Source organism: Exiguobacterium sp. s143 (assembly GCF_018618895.1).
Classification (GTDB): Bacteria; Bacillota; Bacilli; order Exiguobacteriales; family Exiguobacteriaceae; genus Exiguobacterium_A; species Exiguobacterium_A abrahamii.
The window spans coordinates 151,458-171,577 of the sequence record NZ_JACSMX010000004.1 but is presented as its reverse complement, the minus strand read 5'-3'; the positions used below and the strand labels follow the sequence as shown (position 1 = coordinate 171,577).

The window sequence follows — 20,120 nt, the reverse complement described above, 5'->3', positions numbered from 1 at the left end:
AATTATTCAATCTCCCTTGTGTGTGTTTTTTCTTTTTTATAGTGTAAAAAACTTATTTCCAGTCTGCGATGTCGTTGATTGGTAGGCGAACCGATGGGTATCCTGCGTCAACCGCTTTACCAATCGATAGCAACATGACCGGTACATAACGCTCTTTTTCAAGACCGAATGCTTCCGCGATTTGATCTTTCTCGTAACCACCGATTGGGTTTGTATCATAACCGTGTGCACGAGCGACGAGCATCAATTGCATCGAGACGAGACCCGAGTCAATCAAGATGCTGTCTTTCAAGTCGTTTGCTGATACGCTGCTGTACATCCCTTGGATCGCTGGTACTTGGCGATCGCGTACTTCTTGTGGCATGAGCCCTTTTGCGACAGCTGTATCGTAGATGTTCTCGAGTTGATCAACAGCGTTCATGTCACCGAAGACGGCGATGACAGCAGAAGATGTCTCGACTTGGACTTGGTTGAATTTCGCGAGTGGTGCAAGTGTTGCTTTGCCTTCTTCGCTATCGATGACGAGGAAACGCCATGGTTGCATGTTGACAGAAGAAGGTGCGAGTGTTGCTTCTTCAAGAATTTGTGTCATTTCTTCTTTTGAGATCTTCACGTCTGTATCGTAGTTACGGATCGAACGGCGTCCTTTGACGATTTCCATGAAGTCTGTTGTTGTTTGCGTTGCCATATTAAATCGACTCCTCTTTTAATTTAGGTAATGTGTCGGCGTTCGCTTCGATGCGTTGAATCATCTCAGCTAGCGTCCGTTGTTCTTCAGCGGAGAATCCTTCGAGTAAGTTCTCGAGGAACTCATCTTTTTGTTCGCGTAATCGTGCAATGCGCGTCGCCCCTTGTTCCGTTAAGGAAACAAGAATCACCCGATTGTCAGCGGCTGAACGCTCACGAGCAATCATCCCGGTCGATTCCAGATGTTTGAGGTGACGGGTCACCGCCGCATGATCGACATTGACGCGTTTTTGCAATTCTTTTTGACTGATCGTTTGATCGACTTGTAGTTGAGCAAGTAGATCCATTCGCGTCTGACTAAAACCATCCGTACAGAGATCGAATTTTTGAGCAATCGTCTTATTGACGGAGACGAGTGCATAGATCAAACGTCCTTTTTCGGTGCAGGAAATACTCAATCCATCACATCCTTCCCTTCGTTCGAAGAAACCTTTGACGTGTCAAAGATTGATATGTAAACGAATATAACGTGTTTATTTTGATGACGCAACTTATCTGCTTCTGACATAAAAAAAGATATCATTCACGCGGAATGATATCGAGTCAGGCGACTTAGCTAATTTGGCGTTCAGACGCTGGAAGTCCTTTTGCATCAATCGCTGCAATGATCCGGCGGAAATAGAACAACCAAAATTGCAGGAACGGTCCGATCAGGAAAATCGAGAGGATCGTACCGAAGAAAACAGGTCCCCCAAGCAACCAACCGATGCCGCATGCCGTGACTTCCATGATCGTCCGCATCAGACGAATTGACGTTCCGAAGCGCTCTGCAAGTGTCAGCGTTAACCCATCACGTGGACCAGCCCCGTATCCGACAGCGACATACAGACCAGCGCCCATCCCAATGATGAAGATACCGAAAATCAGCCAGAGCGTATTCAACCAAATCGACTCAAAAGAAGGTAAGAGATGAGAACCAAGAACAAGATTCATGAAGACACCGACGAAAATCGCGTTGACGAGCGTTCCGATTTGCGGTGTGACGCGGTCTAATGCGTACTTAACGAAAACGAGTAATAGACCAACAAGTAAGATGATCGTTCCGACGGATAGTGGCGTCTTTTTTTGGAGACCAAGATGTAATACATCCCACGTCGAGACACCGAGTTCAGCCGTGATCATCATTGATGAGCCAAGAGCGAGTAAAAATAAACCGAGCAGGAAGAGTCCCCACTTTAACGTAGCGCGTAACAACCAGGAAGCGCGATGACGCGTCATGTCTGGCACCTCATTTCTTAAAAATAATTGATTCGTTAACTGTATCATGAGGAAAGTGGAAGAAGAAAGACGAAATTTTCCGTTTTTTCCATCTTAAGAAGGAGGGGAAGGTCAAAAGAGAAACGTATACTGAAGAAAAAGGAGATGACCGAATGAAAGCGATCCGGCACCTGATTCGTTTTACATATATAGAAGCCATCTGTTGCGTCTTTCCCGTGATGATTTTCGCTGCGCTTGCTCTTTCACGTTATCTTCCTACTGAACCGATCGCACGATACGATCTCCTGTTGCTATGGTGTATTCTCGTCCAAATCGTCTTACTCGTCACACGTTATGAAACGATGGAGGAATTCAAACTGATCTTATTGTTTCACGTCATCGGTCTAGCACTTGAACTGTTCAAAGTGAACGTCGGGTCTTGGAGTTATCCGGAAGAAGCTTTGACGAAAGTGGCTGGTGTTCCATTGTATGCAGGATTCATGTACGCAAGCGTCGCGAGTTATGTCTGCCAGGCGTTTCGGCGATTTCATTTACGATTCATAGCATTTCCACCCCCCTGGCTTGCGATCAGCGTCGGCAGTCTCGTCTATCTCAACTTCTTCACCCACCACTGGATCTTCGATGCACGCTGGCTATTGATGGTCCTCGTCGTCCTCGTTTTCTATAAGTCATGGGTTCATTTTACGATCGAGCAGACGATCTACCGGATGCCGCTCGTTCTATCCTTTTTACTGATTGCCTTTTTCATTTGGATCGCGGAGAACATCGTAACGTTCTTTAAAGGCTGGGTCTATCCGCATCAGGAAGGAGGCTGGGTAGTCGTTGATCTTGGAAAATTGTCTTCTTGGTTCCTGCTTGTGATCATCACGGTTTTGATCGTCATCGTCGCGAAATATAAGCGTCAGGATCCGGCTGTGGAAATTCAGCAACGTACCTAAATAAAAAAATAACCTGGTTATTTTTTTGGACTACTTCCGCGTTTTTTCGTTGCTATAGTGAAAAAAACGCAAAGGAAGTGGTTACGGATGATGCAACAGGTGTTGGAACGAGCAACTGAATTGGTACAGATGAAATTAGCGGTCGTGGAGCAGTATGAAGATTGGCAACTCTGGCTCGACGAAGTGAACGGAATCGATGAATGGGTCAAAATGTCAGCGTATTATGCACCGCGCGACGTTCAAGAAACACCGGTCATCGATGAAGTGATGGAGTTAGAGAAACAGACTATCGTCATGCCACCGCAAGTACCGAGCGAGCCAGTACGCAAGCAACGTTATTCCTATACGTTTCAGCGGGGGTTAAAAGGTGGTACTTTACTAGAATGGTCGGGCAGTCATATTTCTGAACGAGACGTCCGCGATTGGAATCTCGAGCACGGCATGGAAGTCCGTGTCCGTGTCGATCGTCAGGATGATCAAAAAACGATATGCCGTATCGAAGCCGTCGTCTCGACGGAGCGAATGAGAGAGAATCCAGAACGTGTCGTGTTTGAACAAGCAATCGTCAAGGCGCATGGAATCATTGAGGAAACGGTGAATGGTCCACTGCAAGATGAGTCGGGCAGATCGTTCTATTATGTCGTTCCGGTAGAAGACATGCGCTATTTGCGACTAGAAGCAGGTCAACTCGTCGATCTCGTCATGTGGCGGGAACGGAAGGATACACTGACGATTGCTTGGAAGCATCCATTCACGTATAAAGAGCCGATCGTCAACGCATCATCTAACCGCCCATCAGAGGTAGAGCAACCGGTAGTGAAGACGTCTGTGACAACGAAAAAGTCAAATCGGTATGCACGAAAAATGAAACGACAACCGGTTCCGAAAGCTAAAAAAGCACAGCGTCGCGTCCGTATGCCAAAAGAGCGAACGATTGAACCGATCGTGACGACAGCCGTACCTGGACAATTGATGGATTTCGTTGATAAGACACCACTTGATTTCACGCGCTTCACAGGAATGCGTCTCGTCATCGTCGGAAATGAACAACAGACCGCTGTCTATCGCGAGTTCTTTGCGCCGACGGGAATCGAATTGATTCATCTTGCAGGGGACGCACAGTCCGCGAAAAAGATTGCCTGTCTCGCCAAAAAGACGGACGCGATCGTCGTCGTGACGAGTCGCGTTTCTCATGCAGCGAGTGCACATGTCATCGCGCAGGCGAAAAAGCATGGTATTCCATTCGCGATGGAACGGCTCGACGGTCGACGATCGTTATACACGGCGTGTGAACGACAACTTGAGCGTGCTTGGCTCAACCAGCAACGAGACGGGAAATTATTGAAAAAAGAGTGAAACATTAGAAGAATTCGACCGTAAAGTAAGGTGAGAACTTATTTTTCAAGGAGGACCTTACTCATGTCATCTCAATTAAAAAAAGCAGCGAAGGAGTCGCTCAGCGGTCGTTGGGGATTTGCCATCCTCATGTTCGTACTGTTTTCTATCATCCAGAGCGTTCCGACGTTCATCGGACCAGATCCTAACGAAGATCTAAATGCGATGAGTGCGGTCAGTATCATTCTTTCGATTTTATTGATCCCAATCGCAGCGGGTTGGACGTGGGTCGCGATGTCGTTCGCACGCAATGAAGAAGTCAAAGTAGCTGATTTGTTCGAGCCGTATAAAATCTTCGGCAAAGTCATCGGCGTCTCGATTGTGCAAGCGGTCTTCTTATTCTTATGGACATTACTCTTGATCATTCCAGGGATCATCAAGTCGTTCTCTTACCTGTTGACGTTCTACATCCTTCGAGATGAACCATCGGTCGGTATCTTCGAGGCCATCACACGTTCACGTCAACTCATGGATGGTCATAAAATGGAAGCATTCTTACTCTTCCTATCATTCATTGGTTGGGCATTACTCGTGATCGTTACACTTGGTCTTGCTGTCTTATGGGTTGGACCATACTTCAGCGTCACAATGGCAAAATTCTATGATCGTGTGCGTGGTGAACAAGCGCCAGAGCCAACATCAGATTTCGTCGCACCATATTAATACCGAATCCCGACACGACGTCGGGATTTTTTTATGCGTGAAATAATTCCGATTGGAAAAGACGGTTTAATGGTTGCTTTAGTTCAGTGAATTTTGTACGATGAATGCAACACATCTTATCTAGAGAAGTCGAGGGACTGGCCCGAAGACACTTCAGCAACCCCGCTACGGCGGAAGGTGCTACTTCCAGGAAGGGATACCTTCCGAAGATAAGAGCGGACAGGACAAGATACCGTCGCTCTTTTCGAACTTCGAAAAGAGCGTTTTTTTATGATAAGGGGGACGATGGAGTGGAGTATGGTTTTTGGTTACCGATTTTTGGGGGATGGTTACGTAACGTCGAGGATGAACAGATGCCACCGACCTTCGATTATGCGAAACAAGTCGCACAAACAGCAGAACGAATCGGGTTCTCGACGACGTTGATTGCGGAATTGAACTTGAATGATATCAAAGGCATTAAGGAACCGAGTCTTGAGGCATGGACGACGGCAGCAGCGATTGCTGCAACGACAGAACGCCTTGAGATCATGACAGCGGTTCGTCCCGGGTTCCATAATCCAGCGACGACGGCGAAGATGGCGGCAAACATCGATCAGTTGAGTGGTGGACGCTTTACGCTCAACGTCGTTTCAGCGTGGTGGGCAGAGGAAGCGAAACAATACAACGGTATCTTCACAGCGCACGATGAACGCTATGCTCGGACGGAAGAGTTCGTCACGGTCATGAAGGGACTGTGGGCAGATGCGTCACCGTATAGCTTCTCCGGTCATCACTACACGATCGAGCAAGCAGAACTCCATCCGAAGCCAGTCCAGCGTCCAGGCATCAAGCTCTACGCTGGTGGAGAGAGTGAAGCTGGAAAGCGAACGATCGTCGAACACTGTGACGCTTATGTCATGCACGGGGGCACTGTTGAAGAAGTAGCCCATAAAATCGACGACATGAAAGTACGCCGGGAAGCGACGGGACAAAAGCCGCTCGAAAGCTTCGGTCTTGCTGCCTACATCATTTGTCGGGATACGGAAGAAGAAGCACTTCTTGAATGGCAACGGATCACGGACGTCAAGGAAGACAGCGCCGGTTATGCCGGTTATCAGGATTTCATTAGTAAATCGCAACTGGAGCAACAGGTCGAGCGGAACGATTATTCTGTCTCGAACCGTGGTCTACGTCCGAATTTAATCGGGACACCAGAACAAATCGCTGAACGGATTCTAGCGTTCGAAGCCGTCGGTGTCACGTTACTTTTGTTACAATTCTCACCACAACTTGAAGAAATGGAACGCTTTGCTCGTGACGTAATGCCACTGGTCGAAGCGAAACGAAAGGTAGGTCAACAATCATGACAAAAATTCATATTCTCCACGAAAACCAAGAATGGACGGACCATCTCATCAAACGTCTCGAAGAACTCGAATTACCGTATGAACAGTGGCACTTGAATGAAGGAATCGTTCCGCTGGATGAACTGCCGCCAGAAGGCGTCTTTTACAGCCGGATGAGTGCTTCTTCGCATACGCGGGGACATCGTTACGCGCCGGAGTTGACGGAAGGGGTCCTCGCTTGGTTAGAAGAGCATGACCGGACCGTCTTTAACGGAACGCGTGCGCTCCGTCTTGAAGTCAGCAAAGTCAATCAATATACGGCGTTGCGGAAGGCTGGGATTCGTGTACCGAAGACGACGGCTGCCGTCGGACGTGATCAAATCGTACAAGCAGCAAAAGAAATCGGTGTTTCGTCATTCATCACGAAACACAACCGTGCCGGAAAAGGTCTCGGCGTCCAGCTGTTCCACTCGATTGAAGCACTTGAAGCTTATCTCGACGGTCCGACATTCGACGAACCAGTCGATGGCATCACGTTGATTCAAGAGTATATTCAAGCACCAGAACCGTACATCACACGTTGTGAGTTCGTAGGTGGAAAGTTCGTCTACGCGGTTCGAGTCGATACATCAGAAGGGTTCGAGCTTTGCCCAGCGGATGCATGCGTGATCGACGACTTGTTCTGCCCAGTCGGTGAAGAAGCACCGCAAACACCGATGAAGTTCCAAATCGTTGAAGGCTTCGATGACCCGATCATCCAAAAGTATGAAGCATTCCTCCAAGCGAACCAAATCGCGGTCGCAGGCATCGAGTTCATTAAGGATGCGTCAGGTACGATCTATACGTATGACGTCAATACGAATACGAACTATAATTCGGATGCCGAGGCAGCTGCAGGACGCTACGGTATGCTCGAACTAGCGAAGTTCCTCGGTGCAGCCCTTGAAACAAGCACAGTAAAATAAGAATCTGCTCTCGCCCTGTCACCGGACGTTACAAGACCGGATGACAGGGTATTTGTATAGAAAAGGGGGCGGATCTATGATTACGTGGAGAGAAGAACGACAGCTCGATATTCCGATTGAGGAAGCATGGCACTTGTTTGATCACACGCGATTGCAGCGTTTGATTCCAAACGTCGTCCAGCACGAGGTGATTGAACGAAAACCGGGTGTCGTCGGTTCGACGTATCGTCAAACATACATGCAGGGTAATCGACTTGAAACCTATATCGTGACCGATTTAGCCTATACGAACGAGCCTGACTTCAAACAAAATACGATTGGATTCACATTGGCTAAAATATTCAAGATCGAGATGACGTTTACACTTAAACCGATCGACCATGACCGTTGTCTGTTGATCTATACGGGAAAAAATGAGGGAGCGAACTTTGTTGGAAAGAGTCTGTTGTCGCTTGGAGGAGAGCGAGAGAATGAGAAAATCGTTCATGGGCTGTTGCAACGTGTCGAAGAAGAAGCGGCGAAACAAAAGAAGAATAACGCATGAAAAAACGGATTCCCGCGTTTTTGTATCCTGTCGCTTCGTATACGATTTATCAAAATCAGGCGAGAATACTCCCACCTCTAAGTGTAGCGTAGGTAGGAGATGAATCACCCGTTTCGATAAGACTATAATCATTTGATGAAATCAGTGCAACCAATAAAAGGAATTGATACACAAACAAAATTTAACACAGATAAGCATTCAGTCTTTCTTCTGAATTACGATCTTATCCTCGTAGTGAAATACAGGAGACAAGTGATTGATGACGCCATCTCGACGTTTGCGAGACAGATGTTCGAACGAATAGGCACGTCATATCGTATTACACTGATCGAGTGGAACCATGACAACGATTATATCGATGTGTTGTTTAAAGCGCACCCAAACGCGGAAATGTCCAAGTTTCTGAACGCTTATAAGAGTACCAGCAGTCGATTGATCAACCACGATTTTCCACATGTCAAAACACAACTTTGAAAAGAAATGTTTTGGTCCCGAAGTTATTGTCTAGTGAGGACCGGAAATGCGACGATCGATGTCATCAGACACTACATCGAAAAAAAGGAGAGGAGTGATTTCCTTGCTGAAGGCGTACAAGTTTCGACTTTATCCGACGAAGTTCCAACAAGAGTATTTCGTGAAGACGTTCGGTTGTGTCCGTTTCGTTTACAATAAGATGCTCGAAGAGCGTATCCGATTGTATAAAGAGTCTAAGCTCGACCCTGACGTGAAGCAGAAGCTCCCAACCCCAGCAAAGTACAAACCTGAATTCCCTTTCCTAAAAGAAGTCGATAGTCTTTCCCTAGCGAACGCTCAGATGGACTTGAATAAGGCATACCAGAACTTTTTTCGGGATAAGTCTGTTGGGTTCCCCAAGTTCAAATCGAAGCACAACGACCGCGCCTCTTACACGACGAACAATCTGAAGGGAAGCATCCGAATCGAGGCATGTCAGGTGAAGCTTCCTAAGATTGGTTTTGTGAAGTTGAAACAACATCGTCCGTTTACAGGTGTGATCAAGTCCGCGACGATCTCGATGACGAGGACCCGAAAATTCTTCATCTCGATCCTCGTCGATCAAGCCGAAGAGCAATGGATTCCCGCCAAACATAAAGTAGGGATTGATCTTGGTTTGGAGCACTTCGCCATCCTGACAAACGATAAACATTTTTCTGAGAAAGTTGCCAATCCGCGCTTTCTTCGAAAGTCTGAAGATAAGATAAAGAAGGCGCAACGTGGCTTGTCACGCAAGAAAATTGGGAGTAAGAACCGAGAGAAGGCGAGGATGATCCTTTCCAAGAAGCATGAAAAGATTGCGAATCAACGTCAAGATTTTCTTCATAAGCTGTCGAAACGAATCGTTGACGATAACCAAGTCATAGTCGTTGAGACACTTAAGTCGAAGAACATGATGAAAAACCATAAGATCGCCAAATCGATCGGGGATGTCAGTTGGTATGAGTTTGTTCGTCAGCTAGCATACAAATGCAAATTCTACGGGCGAACACTTATCAAAGCGGATCAATTGTATGCCTCTACACAGATTTGTTCTTCTTGCGGAATAAAAAGCGAGAAGAAAGCCATGGATGTGCGCGAGTGGAGCTGTATTTGTGGTGCTCTTCATGATCGAGACATCAACGCGAGCATCAACTTGTTGATGTTAGCATACTGAAAATTCTTCAGGGTGGGGACCACCCGATGAGCTTGGTCAATAATCGTAGCTTGTAAAAGTACGGTCTTCCCAAGAGGCTCCTACTTCAATTTGCGAAGCAAACAAGTGGTGAGTAGTTCACTCAGTCGATTATGTAGGGAGTGTAAAGAAACCTGGTTAGTTATATCTCAGTTAGTTAATCTTTCCTTTACAGTAAGTTCAGCAAACGAGTAATCTGTGAATCATCTTGAAGGTCCTTTAGTGGTCGGAAACGGACGGTTCGTAATTCCTGTTTATTAAGCGGAAGTTCGGGATCAATCCCGAGTCGAGGTGCAGAAGAACTACCTGAGGTGCGTTGAACGAGAAAACATGTCTCGATTCCCTGATCGATTGAAATCTCGTAGAGTTGTCGTTCGATTGTGATGTGAAGATGCGTCTCCTCTAATACTTCGCGCACGACGGCTTGTTCTTTTGTTTCACCACGCTCGACACCTCCGCCCGGTAACGTCCAAAATGTCCGGGAAGGCGTGTGTAATTCAACCATTAAGATCTGTTGCTCTTCAATCAGCGCGGCACATACGCGATGACGCATATCGCATTCCTCCTTCAAAGTGTTCAAAAAAGAGACCGAAACGACAGTTCCGGTCTCTTTTGACATCATTGTGCGTATAACGCTGTTAATTGCTGTTGGATCGTATCATTGTTCAAGTACTCATCGTATGTCGTTTCTTTATCGACGATACCGTTTGGCGTCAACTCGATGATACGGTTCGCAATCGTTTCGACGAACTGATGGTCATGCGAGCTGAAGAGCATCGCACCTTTGTAAGCGATCAAGCCATCGTTGAGTGCTGTGATCGATTCGAGATCCAAGTGGTTCGTTGGATCGTCGAGGACGAGAACGTTAGCACCGCTGAGCATTGCTTTTGAAAGCATACAACGGACTTTTTCGCCCCCAGATAAGACAGAGGCTTTTTTCATAACTTCTTCTCCTGAGAAGAGCATCCGACCGAGGAATCCACGGAGGAACGTATCACTCTCATCTGCCGGTGAGTACTGACGGAGCCAATCGAGGATCGTCTTGTCCGAGCCTTCGAAGAATTCCGAGTTATCTTTTGGCAAGTACGACTGTGAAGTCGTGACGCCCCATTTGAACGTACCGCTATCCGGTTCCATCTCACCCATAAGGATCTTGAAGAGAGTCGTGATCGCGATATCGCTCTGACTGATGAACGCGACTTTATCCGTCTTGTTCAACGAGAAGCGGACGTTATCAAGGACTTTGACACCATCAATCGTCTTCGAGATACCGTCAACCATCAAGAGGTCATTTCCGATTTCGCGTTCCGGTGTGAAACCGACGAACGGATAACGGCGTGACGATGGACGAATGTCGTCGAGTGTGATTTTATCAAGCAATTTCTTCCGCGACGTCGCTTGTTTCGCTTTTGAAGCGTTTGAGCTGAAACGCGCGATGAAGGCTTGAAGTTCTTTGATTTTCTCTTCTTTTTTCTTGTTTTGGTCACTTGCCATGCGCGAAGCAAGCTGACTTGACTCGTACCAGAAATCATAGTTTCCGATATACAATTGAATCTTACCGTAATCGAGATCCGCCATGTGCGTACAGACGTTGTTCAAGAAGTGACGGTCGTGGGAAATGACGATGACCGTGTTCTCGAATCCGATCAAGAATTCTTCGAGCCATTTGACGGCTTTCAAATCAAGTCCGTTCGTCGGCTCATCGAGTAAGAGAATGTCTGGTTTGCCGAACAACGCTTGTGCAAGCAAGACTTTGACCTTTTCCGATCCTGTCAGCTCAGCCATCGTTTTCGAGTGAAGGTCTTCCTTGATGCCGAGTCCTTGAAGAAGCATTGCGGCTTCCGACTCTGCTTCCCAACCGTTCATCTCAGCGAATTCACCTTCGAGTTCAGCAGCGCGCATGCCGTCTTCGTCCGAGAAATCTTCTTTCATATAGATCGCATCTTTTTCTTTCATGACTTCATAGAGACGTTTGTGTCCCATCATGACCGTTTCGATGACTTGGAATTCTTCGTATTCGTAATGGTTCTGACGGAGAACGCCTAAACGTTCGCCTGGTGTGATGATGACATCGCCTTGTTGTGCTTCGATGTCACCAGCGAGAATTTTCAGGAATGTCGATTTACCGGCACCGTTTGCACCAATCAGACCGTAACAGTTACCTGGTGTGAACTTGATGTTGACGTCTTCGAATAATTTTCGGTCTGCAAAGCGAAGACCGACGTTTTGTACTGTAATCATATAGAGATGAACCCTCGTTTCTAGTAAGTGATGTGCTCATTCGAGTGTACCACAAATCGTGATCTGTCGTAGAGCAGGCAAAGTTCCCTCCATATTAGGACAGAAATTAAAAATAAGCAACCAGACATTTAAAAAAATGAAACATTTTCCAGATAGATACGTAGAAGAAAGTAAGGAATTCGTTAGAGGAGGGGTTAGATGGCCATCTTTTTCACATTATTGTTTTTCGCCCTCATCGTTTTGCTTGGCATGGAACTCTACCGTTATATCCAAGAAAAGATCGATAAAGGAGATTCAGAATGAGAGAAATCAAACCGAAGAAAAAAATTCGCCCATCGATGATCATCGCTGGTGTGCTCGTACTAGCGTTGCTTGCAACAACACCGTTCATCGTTGAACAAATCGAACCTGGACAAGTTGGTGTCGTCTATACACCATCAAGCGGTGTCAAAGATGAGACGTTATCGCAAGGTTGGCATGTCGTTTCACCGATTACACGGGTGACAGAGTATCCGATTCGGACACAGACAAAAGCGCTTGAAAACATGACGCTTGCGACCAAGGATGGAAAGAACATCGTCGTCGACTTTACATACAGCTTCTCCGTCTCACCGGATAAGGTGACGAAAGTCTTCAATAAGTTCGGACCGATTGAAATCGATGAGATCGCAAAAGGATATCTGAAACAACGTCTCTATGATGCATCGCGTGAGCAAATCTCGAAAGTTACCGTCCTTGAACTGTTCGGTGAAAAATCAGGGAATGTCTCGACGAGCATTCAGACGCAGTTTGCAGAAGACGTCAAGGATATCGGTTTCATCATCGAAGATGTCGCACTCGGTGCGCCGAAACCAGATGAAAAGACACAGGAAGCAATCGATGCGCGTGTCAAAGCGTCGCAGGAACTTGATAAAAAGAAAACGGATCTTGAAATCGCTAAAGCAGAAGCAGAGCGTCTTCGTGTAGAAGCGAAAGGAGCAGCAGATGCGCGTTTGATCGAAGCCCAAGGTTTAGCAAAAGCTCAAAAAGAACTACAGAAGACATTGACAGAAGAGATGATTCAATACGAAGCTGTCAAGAAATGGGACGGAAAGTCACCACTCGTCAGTGGGTCGGGTAGTATGGTTCAATTACCGATTCCAAACGATACGACAGAAGAAAAGAATTAAATCTCGATGTGCTTGGAGACAAGCACATTTTTTTATTTCATCATAATAAAATGACTGTACTAATGCTCTTATGGCATTAAATTTTAATATACCAATAAATAATGATATATTTTATATCTTTTAAATCCCAAATTAATGGTTTAATTAACTTATTTAGAAGGAAAAAGATGTAAAGAAAAGTCATTTAGATCAACTAGGTCAATGAATTGTTCCAATTGAAGGAGGAATTTTATTGTATCGAAATCGATCACCAAATCTTTTTATCATCTTAATGATCTTACTGGCAACAAGCTTTCCGATTCCGCACAGTCATGCGACGACTGAGGAATTCGAGATTCCAGACCCTTTGACGTCATCGTTTTGTGAAGAGACGTTGAATGATCCAAAGAAAAAGGACTTGTTGGAAAAAGAGGAAATTGAACAATGCGAAGAACTCGTAGAAGTAGAGAAGACACCATCAACCGAGAGTGAAGACCCACCAACACCCGAGACACCCCCAACCGAGAGTAAAGACCCATCCACACCTGAGACACCTCCAACTGAGAACGAAGACCCATCCACACCTGAGACACCTCCAACTGAGAACGAAGACCCATCCACACCTGAGACACCTCCAACTGAGAACGAAGACCCACCAACATCTGAGACAGTACCAGCCGAGAGCGAAGATCCACCAACACCCGAGATACCTCCAACTGAGAATGAAGATCCATCAACACCAGAGATACCCCCAACTGAAAGTGAAGACCCATCAACACCAGAGACATCTCCAACCGAGAATGACGATCCACTGACACCTGAGACAGCACCTACTGATGAAGAGGAAAACAAAATTCCCGACCAACCTGATTCTGGTAAAGCAGAATCACCGAACGAAATCGAAACTCCTGTCCTAACGTCACCTAAACCAAGACAAGAGAAGCAACAAGCGGTTGTACCGATGCTTGCTGGAGTAGCACTGCTCGGAACATCAAGCTTAGATGCTTCTTATAATGGAACGACTAAAACGATCACATTAGAAAATACTGTTTCTGGATTGTTGGGCTTAAATTTATCAAGTGGATATATTATTTTTCGATTACCACCAGAAGTGATGCAAAGTATTGAAACGAGTTCCGTCAAACTTCAATATCGCTATAATGGATTACTTGGGATTGGATCGCAAACGAGAGATGCGACAGCAATAATCGATCGAACGAATAACCAAATTTATGCTGATGTTAGCTCTTTATTAAAGCTATCTCTTCTAAGTAGCGATCGATTCACCTTATCTTTCAAAGTCGGAAAATTACCAGTCGGAGTCGATAAAGTCTATACATTCCGGAGTGTTTTAGCAGATGGGTTAGTTGATTTGAATGTTTTAAGTAGTGGTACGGATACAGCAACACTTGGAATCGGACCTACATTCAACTTAAGTGTTCCGGATACGCTAGATTTCGGAAGTCATGAGTTGACAGGACGTGAGAAAATAATCCCTCGCTTGTCCCCAATGACGATTTCTATTTCGCACGAAAATGCAACAGGTTACAGCTGGAAGTTACAAGCAAGTCTCAGTCGTCCTTTGACGAGTACAGACAATGACGTGTTGAGCGATGTTCTTTATTTTAAGACCACTTCGAAAACCCAATTGTTACAAACGACTGCTATTGAAATCGCAACAGGGACGATGTCGGCAAGCTCGAATCAGACACCGTTAACCTACGCAGAAAACGAAGGGATCATTCTCGACTTAACTGGCAAATATCCAAAACCTTCATCGTATAGCGCAGACATTCAATGGAGTTTAATCAATGCACCATGAAAAGGAGAGAACAGAAATGAAGAAACGTTTCGCTGTTTCGACGGTATTGATGAGCACAGCTTTGGTTTTAGGAACAACCACTGCATGGGCGGCGACTTCTACGGGCGAGTCGACGGCAAAAATTACGTTCACGACGAATGAAGCACCGGTCATCGTGGATCCAGATGATCGGGACCCGAACAATCCATATGAACCAGACAAAAACGGCGGAAATACACCTACAGGAAATACAGGAGCATTGACACTCGACTATGCGCCTAACTTTGATTTTGGATCAAACGAATTGCTTTCCAATAAAGCTGAGTTTAAGGCGACTGATCAAAAACCATTTCTCCAAGTAACGGATCGACGGGTTAATCGGACAGAATGGGAAGTAACTGTGAAGTTGGGAGACTTTATAGATGAAGGTGGAAAGCCCTCGTTAATAGGTTCGACTTTATCCATTGATGCCGGTACTGTTCAAACATTAGTGAATGTATCAGGATTCGCGGCACCTACGACAGGAGATATAACATTGACACCAGGAAATGCAGGAGATGCGCAAACGATATTAACATCCCCAGAAGGAACGTTCTCAACTTGGCAAATTTACTGGAAGGGTAATGGAACCGATAACGATTACATCAAACTCAATGTACCAATCAATTCTCAAGTGCAAGGCACACACACCGCAACACTCGACTGGACGCTTACGGATGTCGTGAATTGATTGGAAAGCAGGTGAAGACAAAGATGAAACGATGGGGAGCCAGTTGTCTTGCTATACTACTTTATGTATTGTTATTCTGCGTCATACCTTCGACTAGTTTTGCAGAAGATCGCGTCAATTTTTCGATTGAAGCCGTTCCGAATGCCTACCAAGTGGATTCTGGTGTCTCGTACTTTGACTTACGTATGACGGCAAAACAAAAGACAAACATTCAAGTTCGGATTTTCAATCACGGACCTGATGATCATACGTTTTTGACATCAATCCGGAATGCAACGACGAACGATAATGGTTTGATCGTTTACGATCAAAAGAAACCGGTCCCGTTAGCTCCGACTTCGTTGACGGATCTCATTCAACCGAACGCGACATCGACGTTCATCAAGGGAGGCGAATCAAAAGTCGTTTCTTTACCACTTGAGATCGTGAACGATTTAGACGGTACCTTGTTAGCTGGTGTTCGGGTCGAGAAGAAACCAGAAAAAGAAACAGCTGAAAAAAATACAATCGGTATTCAAAATCGTCACTCTTACATCATCGGTTTGAAAGTCCGATCTTCGATTAAAGACCTGGCGCCCGAGATTACGTACGAAGGGGTAGAGGCAAAGTCGTCTTTTTCTAGACCGACTGTCTTTGTTAAGCTAGCCAATCAGGTACCGACGATCAGTCAGCCTATGAAGTTCGAAGCCGTCGTCACGCAAGGCAAAAAAGTCGTCGTTCGGAAAGCGACGGAAGTTCGATTTGCTCCGTCGATTTATATGAGAACACCGATTGAAACGACAGGAATCTTAGAACCAGGTACGTATCAAATTAATATCCGTGTTGAAGGAAAAGAAAAGACGTGGAAGTGGAAAGACAGCTTTAAAATCACGAAGCGCCAAGCAGACCAGATGAAAGAACAGATGCCTGAGCGAGAGATTGAGGAAAATTCCAACTCCTTCGTCGGTGAATGGTCGAAGGAACTCATGATTGCCTCGACGTTGATTATCTTTTTGCTGATTGGTTACATCTATCGTTTGAAAAAACAACAACGCCAGACATGAAAAAAAGCAGATTCTCAGCGCTGAGAATCTGCTTTTTGATTAGCGCGAAGCTTGTTCAAATCCTTGAGCGATGGCAATGATCACTTGTGTTGCTTTGACCATATTATCGACCGAAATGAATTCAAACTTGCCATGGTAGTTCTCGCCACCGGTAAAGATGTTCGGTGTTGGAAGACCCATGTATGAAAGTTGTGATCCATCCGTCCCACCACGAATTGGTTTAATGATCGGTGTGATGTCAAGCGACTCCATCGCTGCATGAGCGATATCGACGATGTGCATATGGGGTTCGATTTTTTCGCGCATGTTGTAGTACTGATCGTGTAAATCGATTTCGACACTGCCGGCGCCATACTTTTTGTTCCACTCATCGACAAGGGCAGATAAGAAGTGTTTCCGTCCTTCGAACGCCTCACGATCAAAATCACGAATGATATAGTCGAGCGTCGTTTTTTCGACAGAACCATCAAACGAAATCAGGTGAAAGAAGCCTTCGAAACCATCCGTGAATTCAGGAGACTCTTCTCCAGGAAGACGATCGTGGAATGCCATCGCATGTTTCTGCGAATTGACCATCTTATCTTTTGCTGTTCCCGGATGGACATTTGTTCCGTGGAAGACGATTTTGGCTGCAGCCGCATTAAAGCTTTCGTATTCGAGTTCACCCAGCGGACCGCCGTCAACCGTATAAGCATACGAGGCATCGAATGCTTCGACATTGAAGTGATGTGGTCCACGACCGATTTCTTCGTCTGGCGTAAAGGCAACACGAATGCGACCATGCTTGATTTCTGGATGTGAAATCAGATGATGCATGGCTGTCATGATTTCTGCGATTCCGGCTTTATTATCGGCACCGAGTAATGTCGTACCATCCGTTGTCATTAAGGTATGACCAACATAGTTGTGTAGTGCCGGAAAATCAGTTGGCGACAGGATGACGGACGGTACTTCACTTAACGTGATCGGATTTCCATCATAGGCTTCCACGAGTTGCGGACGAACATTCGTACCTGTAAAGTCCGTTGCTGTATCCAGGTGAGCAAGAAAACCAATTGTCGGAATGTCTGCATCTGTATTAGCGGGTAACGTCGCCATGACATAACCATTGTCATCGACCGTGACCTCTTCCATGCCAATGGTCTTTAATTCTTCTACGAGCAAACGAGCTAGTGTCCATTGCCCTTCAGTTGTTGGAACAGTCGTACTCTCATAGTTCGACTGTGTATCGACTTTCACGTATGTAGTTAGACGATCAATCAATTCTTGTTTCAAATCAAAACCGTCCCTTCTCGTCATAAGATACCTTCATCATAGCATGAACGCATAATGTGAGAGAATTCTGAATCATGATAGACTAATAATGAAAAAGGGGGAATTTTTCATGAGAGCATTCGTAGTCGATCAGTATGGAAAAGACGCATCACTTACAGAAAAAGACGTCACACCTGAAAAAGCGGGGAAACACGAATTACGGGTTCAAATCGAGGGGTCGAGCATCAATCCACTTGATACGAAGATGTTCTTCGGACATGTGGCGGCGGCTTCGACGACTGGAATTCTCCAGGGGGATGTAACGGGGAAAGTCATTGGGATTGGGGATAGTGTGACGTCTTTTTCTATCGGCGATCGCATCGTCGCATTCGGCGGTGGACTTGGAACACGTGCCGGTGCGCTAGCGGAAGAAATGCTTGTGCCTGAACAGATGGCAGTCTTCCGACCGGAAGGGGTCTCGGCTGAGGTTGCTGGTTGCTTACCGGTGATTGGGTTGACCGCGATGGAAATATTAAAAGAGCGAATCGCGATTACTCCAGGCATTCGTGTATATGTAGCAGGTGGAACGGGTGGAGTAGGACATCTTACCGTGCAACTTGCTCGTCATTATGGATGCGACGTCACAGCGAGCGCCTCTTCTGACGAGAAGGCAGCTTGGCTAGAAGCGAAAGGGATTCGCGTTCATCGGTACAAGAAAGAATCAGCTGAAGCGTTATTAAACCGACTGGATCTGGACGGATTCGACGTCATCATTGATACAGTCGGTGGTGACCATTTACAAGAATCGTTCATACTCGCAAAAGAGCGGGGACGTATCATTTCGATCGCGACACGGACGACACAAGATTTAACGATGATGCATAGTAAAGCCTTGTCCCTTGAAGCTGTGTTCGTCGCGCTTCCGTTACTGAAAGGAAAAGTAGAGGAGATGAAACAACAGCAACGTCACTTATCAGAACTCGTTCATTTAGTGGAAGAGGGTGTCATCGAGATTCGGATTGAAGAGCAGATTCCTTATGAACGCGATGCGTTAAACGATCTCTATCAACGATTTGATCAAACATCACATTTTGGTAAGGTGAGTGTATATCCAACCCCTAAAAAATGATTCTCCATTCATTTTACATTTCCTGTTAAAAATATAAAAAATCCGCTACTGAAAAATTCGGTAGCGGATTTTTTATATAACAGATCATTTACGGCGAACAAGAATGCTTTTTGGAGCGAGTTGTGGCATGGAAGGAGGAGTCGGGAAATCTTTCTGCTCCGGTTGCTCCCATACGACTTCGAATTTTTGACGCAACTTGTTGAATGCCTGCTCGACAGCTTTTTTCAATTGTGAGGCATCAAGAGCAGGACTATCTGTCGTAATCGCAAGCAGTCCTCCACGATTCGTCAGATGAATGACTTTTTGGATCCAAAGGGCGAGATCCTGTTCCGTCCGAAACTGACGCGTCCGTGTATTAACTTGTACGGGCGGATGGAATAAGACGACGTCAAAACGAGTCTTCTTATCCGCTTGTTCGATGTAGTCGAACGCATCCTGAACTATAATCTTCTGTTTTTCGGGAGTAAAACTGTTCAACATCAGATTATCTTTTGTCTTATTTCGACTACGTGTCGAGAAATCAACGCTTGTCGTTCGGGCAGCTTCACCATAAAGGGCAGCTACCGTTAACGTTCCTGTATCGGAAAAGAGGTTAAGTACGGTCTTTCGTTCGACGGAATCGAGAAGGATTCGGCGTAGTTCACGTTGGGCAATGTCAAAACCAGTCCGCATGCCAGCATCCAAGTCATACTCATACAACACACCATATTCTTGTGCGACTTCAGGAAAATCGCCTCGTTCCCCCTTCAAAAAGTCGTCGCCTTTGACCGGTTGAAGATCGACGAGGAAATCTCGTTTTTCATAAATGCTTCTATAATTCAGTAGTGATTCAAGAGCCTCAAGAATCAGTGGGCGGAATGTATAGATGCCTTCATTTTCGAATGTAATGAGGTAATGATGATCATAACAGTCGATCGTCAAACCACCAATACCATCCCCAGCACCGTTAAAGATACGGAAGGCTTCTGAATACTCTTCAAAAAATTCATTTCGTTTGTCTAACGCTTTTTCAAAAAGTTGTTTGAAGAAGGCGACATCAATCGCTTCTTGCTCGTCCATTGAGAGAGTCCAACCGACACCTTTTTCCTGCTTGCCAAAATAACCGGTCGCGAGGTATTCTTTATGTTCTGTCATCAGATGAAGCAGTCCGCCTGCCTCTTTGACATGGTGCAAAGCTTCGAACATTTCCTTGCGTAACGCGGGATACCCGCTTTGAATCGATTCAATCCATTCTGGTTTGACGACAACTGGATAAAGTTCACGGGGCATGTTAATTTCCTCATTTCTAA

Annotated in this window: 19 protein-coding genes, 1 pseudogene and 1 riboswitch; of the genes and pseudogenes, 13 read left to right on the top strand and 7 right to left on the bottom strand. The window is 45.7% G+C overall.

Annotation, left to right across the window (positions count from 1 at the left end; genetic code table 11):
* Window positions 1-52 precede the first annotated feature (52 nt).
* The 3 genes from KNQ03_RS13820 to KNQ03_RS13810 all read right to left on the bottom strand — a co-directional run bounded on the left by KNQ03_RS13820 (window position 53) and on the right by KNQ03_RS13810 (window position 2,013).
* Window positions 53-688 carry a nitroreductase family protein gene (locus tag KNQ03_RS13820; RefSeq protein WP_050678777.1) on the bottom strand — a complete coding sequence of 212 codons (636 nt, stop codon included), beginning with the start codon at window positions 686-688 and terminating at the stop codon, window positions 53-55.
* Window position 689: 1 nt separating this feature from the next.
* Window positions 690-1,145 carry a MarR family winged helix-turn-helix transcriptional regulator gene (locus KNQ03_RS13815; protein WP_023469788.1) on the bottom strand — a complete coding sequence of 152 codons (456 nt, stop codon included), beginning with the start codon at window positions 1,143-1,145 and terminating at the stop codon, window positions 690-692.
* Window positions 1,146-1,299: 154 nt separating this feature from the next.
* Complete coding sequence (locus KNQ03_RS13810) at window positions 1,300-2,013, bottom strand: YczE/YyaS/YitT family protein (RefSeq protein WP_251140321.1); 714 nt, start codon at window positions 2,011-2,013, stop codon at window positions 1,300-1,302.
* Between the two features lie 104 nt (window positions 2,014-2,117).
* Between KNQ03_RS13810 and KNQ03_RS13805 the strand changes: the two genes are divergently transcribed.
* From KNQ03_RS13805 to tnpB, 8 genes and pseudogenes are all read left to right on the top strand, one after another.
* Entirely contained in the window at window positions 2,118-2,903 is a 786-nt protein-coding gene (locus tag KNQ03_RS13805) for a DUF817 domain-containing protein (protein ID WP_214725170.1), read from the top strand.
* Between the two features lie 90 nt (window positions 2,904-2,993).
* Window positions 2,994-4,259 carry a DUF2325 domain-containing protein gene (locus KNQ03_RS13800; protein ID WP_251140320.1) on the top strand — a complete coding sequence of 422 codons (1,266 nt, stop codon included), beginning with the start codon at window positions 2,994-2,996 and terminating at the stop codon, window positions 4,257-4,259.
* Between the two features lie 63 nt (window positions 4,260-4,322).
* Window positions 4,323-4,961: a DUF975 family protein gene (locus KNQ03_RS13795; protein ID WP_214725166.1), complete on the top strand. Its 639-nt coding sequence runs from the start codon at window positions 4,323-4,325 to the stop codon at window positions 4,959-4,961.
* A gap of 113 nt (window positions 4,962-5,074) precedes the next feature.
* A riboswitch (SAM riboswitch) is annotated at window positions 5,075-5,177 on the top strand.
* Between the two features lie 74 nt (window positions 5,178-5,251).
* The gene (locus tag KNQ03_RS13790; protein ID WP_149428047.1) at window positions 5,252-6,310 is read left to right on the top strand and encodes an LLM class flavin-dependent oxidoreductase; all 1,059 of its coding nucleotides are present in this window, start codon (window positions 5,252-5,254) and stop codon (window positions 6,308-6,310) included.
* Window positions 6,307-7,254 carry an ATP-grasp domain-containing protein gene (locus tag KNQ03_RS13785; protein WP_050678782.1) on the top strand — a complete coding sequence of 316 codons (948 nt, stop codon included), beginning with the start codon at window positions 6,307-6,309 and terminating at the stop codon, window positions 7,252-7,254. Before KNQ03_RS13790 ends, KNQ03_RS13785 begins: the two co-directional genes overlap by 4 nt.
* A gap of 76 nt (window positions 7,255-7,330) precedes the next feature.
* Window positions 7,331-7,798, top strand: a complete 468-nt coding sequence (locus KNQ03_RS13780; RefSeq protein WP_023469781.1) for an SRPBCC family protein — start codon at window positions 7,331-7,333, stop codon at window positions 7,796-7,798.
* 135 nt (window positions 7,799-7,933) lie between these two features.
* Window positions 7,934-8,359: pseudogene (tnpA, locus tag KNQ03_RS13775) on the top strand (IS200/IS605 family transposase); the annotation flags it as partial.
* A 16-nt stretch (window positions 8,360-8,375) separates the two neighbouring features.
* On the top strand, window positions 8,376-9,467 hold the full coding sequence (tnpB, locus tag KNQ03_RS13770) for an IS200/IS605 family element RNA-guided endonuclease TnpB (RefSeq protein WP_214725164.1): 1,092 nt from the start codon (window positions 8,376-8,378) through the stop codon (window positions 9,465-9,467).
* A gap of 187 nt (window positions 9,468-9,654) precedes the next feature.
* On the opposite strand, the gene KNQ03_RS13765 is transcribed toward tnpB, so the two are convergent.
* On the bottom strand, window positions 9,655-10,038 hold the full coding sequence (locus KNQ03_RS13765) for an NUDIX domain-containing protein (RefSeq protein ID WP_214725162.1): 384 nt from the start codon (window positions 10,036-10,038) through the stop codon (window positions 9,655-9,657).
* Window positions 10,039-10,103: 65 nt separating this feature from the next.
* A complete protein-coding gene (locus tag KNQ03_RS13760) occupies window positions 10,104-11,726 on the bottom strand; it encodes an ABC-F family ATP-binding cassette domain-containing protein (protein WP_023469778.1) in 1,623 nt (540 codons plus the stop codon).
* Window positions 11,727-12,025: 299 nt separating this feature from the next.
* Here KNQ03_RS13760 and KNQ03_RS13755 point away from each other — a divergent pair, with 299 nt between their 5' ends.
* The 4 genes from KNQ03_RS13755 (at window position 12,026) to KNQ03_RS13740 (ending at window position 16,448) form a co-directional block, all read left to right on the top strand.
* Window positions 12,026-12,895: a prohibitin family protein gene (locus tag KNQ03_RS13755; RefSeq protein WP_149428044.1), complete on the top strand. Its 870-nt coding sequence runs from the start codon at window positions 12,026-12,028 to the stop codon at window positions 12,893-12,895.
* A 232-nt stretch (window positions 12,896-13,127) separates the two neighbouring features.
* On the top strand, window positions 13,128-14,696 hold the full coding sequence (locus KNQ03_RS13750; protein WP_214725160.1) for a hypothetical protein: 1,569 nt from the start codon (window positions 13,128-13,130) through the stop codon (window positions 14,694-14,696).
* A 16-nt stretch (window positions 14,697-14,712) separates the two neighbouring features.
* Complete coding sequence (locus tag KNQ03_RS13745) at window positions 14,713-15,405, top strand: WxL domain-containing protein (protein ID WP_167507595.1); 693 nt, start codon at window positions 14,713-14,715, stop codon at window positions 15,403-15,405.
* 23 nt (window positions 15,406-15,428) lie between these two features.
* On the top strand, window positions 15,429-16,448 hold the full coding sequence (locus tag KNQ03_RS13740) for a WxLIP family cell surface protein (protein WP_149428041.1): 1,020 nt from the start codon (window positions 15,429-15,431) through the stop codon (window positions 16,446-16,448).
* Window positions 16,449-16,487: 39 nt separating this feature from the next.
* On the opposite strand, the gene pepT is transcribed toward KNQ03_RS13740, so the two are convergent.
* On the bottom strand, window positions 16,488-17,723 hold the full coding sequence (gene pepT, locus KNQ03_RS13735) for a peptidase T (RefSeq protein WP_214725246.1): 1,236 nt from the start codon (window positions 17,721-17,723) through the stop codon (window positions 16,488-16,490).
* Window positions 17,724-17,832: 109 nt separating this feature from the next.
* On the opposite strand from pepT, the gene KNQ03_RS13730 reads away from it, so the two are divergent.
* The gene (locus KNQ03_RS13730) at window positions 17,833-18,831 is read left to right on the top strand and encodes a zinc-binding dehydrogenase (RefSeq protein ID WP_149428039.1); all 999 of its coding nucleotides are present in this window, start codon (window positions 17,833-17,835) and stop codon (window positions 18,829-18,831) included.
* 84 nt (window positions 18,832-18,915) lie between these two features.
* Here the strand turns inward: KNQ03_RS13730 and KNQ03_RS13725 are convergent, their stop codons facing one another.
* Complete coding sequence (locus KNQ03_RS13725; RefSeq protein ID WP_195866036.1) at window positions 18,916-20,100, bottom strand: class I SAM-dependent rRNA methyltransferase; 1,185 nt, start codon at window positions 20,098-20,100, stop codon at window positions 18,916-18,918.
* Between the last annotated feature and the right edge of the window lie 20 nt (window positions 20,101-20,120).